General features: G+C 60.7%; 3 protein-coding genes and 1 pseudogene. 1 reads left to right on the plus strand and 3 read right to left on the minus strand.

The features are described from left to right. Window positions 1-285: 285 nt before the first annotated feature. Entirely contained in the window at window positions 286-579 is a 294-nt protein-coding gene (locus P4L78_RS15495; protein WP_309328732.1) for a hypothetical protein, read from the minus strand. After that, window positions 580-855, minus strand: a complete 276-nt coding sequence (locus P4L78_RS15500; RefSeq protein ID WP_309328734.1) for a hypothetical protein — start codon at window positions 853-855, stop codon at window positions 580-582. Between the two features lie 28 nt (window positions 856-883). Here P4L78_RS15500 and P4L78_RS22955 point away from each other — a divergent pair. Continuing rightward, window positions 884-1,336: pseudogene (locus P4L78_RS22955) on the plus strand (hypothetical protein); the annotation flags it as partial. Window positions 1,337-1,341: 5 nt separating this feature from the next. On the opposite strand, the gene P4L78_RS15505 reads toward P4L78_RS22955, so the two are convergent. Continuing rightward, window positions 1,342-1,719 (minus strand): hypothetical protein, encoded by a 378-nt coding sequence (locus P4L78_RS15505; protein WP_309328736.1) that lies wholly within the window; start codon window positions 1,717-1,719, stop codon window positions 1,342-1,344. Between the last annotated feature and the right edge of the window lie 45 nt (window positions 1,720-1,764).

A 1,764-nucleotide genomic window follows, 5' to 3' on the forward strand; every position in this document is an offset into this window, starting at 1 on the left:
GGTGACAGCAACAAGCACGGTGACAGCAACAAGCGCTGCATCAGCCACTCCGTCACCGACAGCAACAAGCACTGCTACCGCCTCTGCATCAAGCACGCCCTTGGCCTATCCCCCCGGCCCCATGACCGCCGCCACAACCACACTCACCTCCACCTACGGTAGTGGCACGTACATTGCAAGTGCATCGTCCGAGTATGAAAGTGGCTTTTTATACGAGTGGAAACTGTTTGACAAGTCCAACTGTGACGGGAACCCGTACTGTGTGTGGGCCACCGCGACTTCGTCCTACACTGGGTCAGGCGGCGCGTATGTCGGCGCACTGAGCACAGTGGTCAGTGGCACAGCATACAGCGGCGAGTGGGTACAGTTACAGCTGCCCTCCACCATCCAGCTCACCGCGTACACGTTTGCGCCGCGCCCGTCGACATGGATAGTGCAGAGTCCCATCAGCTGGGTGATGGCCTCCTCTAGTGACGGCAGAACGTGGGCACTGGTGGATTCGCAATCGGGCCAGACTGCATGGGCATCCAGTGGCGCAAATGTGCAGATCGTGCTGGCCACATCCGCGGCAGCAGCCACTTACTTTCGTTGCATCATCCGCAATACGGCATCTGCGTCAAGCGGCCACGCAGCAATAGCAGAGTGGATCCTGTATGCGGCGGTGCCTGCCGCTCCCTCACCGTCATCCTCGCCCACTGCATCCCTGACCATTGGCGCCTCACCCTCCTCCACCTCTACACTGTCCCCCACACTCTCCACATCCCCCTCGCCATCACCCTCACCCTCCTCCTTCCCCGTCTGTGTCACTGCAGCAGATGTGGGCTTGTCATCGGGCACTGCCAGCACTGTGAACATCAACTGTGCCGGCGGCACCTTCACCTCCGTGCTGTTTGCAAGCTACGGGACGCCCCCGGGAGTGTGTACCAGTCAAAGCCTCGCGGTGAATGCTGCGTGCCACTCATCCAACTCCACAGCAGTGGTGCAAGCGGCATGTGTTGGCCACAGCTCCTGTTCCGTGTATGTGGGCTCCACGACATTTGGAGGCGACCCTTGCCCTGGCACGTCCAAGTGGCTGAGCACGAGTTTGGTGTGCTCCTCTGGCCGGTCCACGTGTGCCTCGGTGCCGGACCCCCAACTGGCGTCCCCGTATTTCGGCGTGTCCTTCCAGTGTGACACGGGCGCATTCACCGGAGTGACATTTGCGAGTTATGGGACGCCCACTGGGTCGTGCGCCACCTCCTTCGCCAACAGCAGCAGCTGCGACATGGGAGGCCTGTCCACACTAGTGGCCAACACTTGCGTGGGGAAAAGCTCCTGCACACTTGACTCCGCCAACGTTGCTTACAGTGACCCTTGTCCTGGCACACAGGAATGGTTGGCAGTGAGCCTGGCGTGCCCGTCTGAGTCGGCAAGCCCGACGCCCTCCCCCACCGCCACCACCACTGCAACAAGCACAGTCACTATCACGAAGTCAAGCACGCCCACGGTGACAGGCACTGCTACCACCACTGCATCAGTCACTCCCTCATTGACAGCAACAAGCACAGTCACCCCCACTGCATCGATCACTCCCTCACTGACAGCAACAAGCACTGTTACCATCACAAAGTCAAGCACGCCCACGGTGACAGCAACAAGCACGGTGACAGCAACAAGCGCTGCATCAGCCACTCCGTCACCGACAGCAACAAGCACTGCTACCGCCTCTGCATCAAGCACGCCCTTGGCCTATCCCCCCGGCCCCATGACCGCCGCCACAACCAC

Origin of the sequence: Silvimonas sp. (assembly GCF_031291215.1) — a bacterium.
In the GTDB taxonomy this organism is placed as follows: Bacteria; Pseudomonadota; Gammaproteobacteria; order Burkholderiales; family Chitinibacteraceae; genus Silvimonas; species Silvimonas soli.

What these genes read in the sequence shown, in the direction of transcription:
- P4L78_RS15500 (WP_309328734.1), bottom strand. Translation starts at nt 855, where the DNA reads ATGTTCACAGTGCTGGCAGTGCCCGATGACAAGCCCACATCTGCTGCA.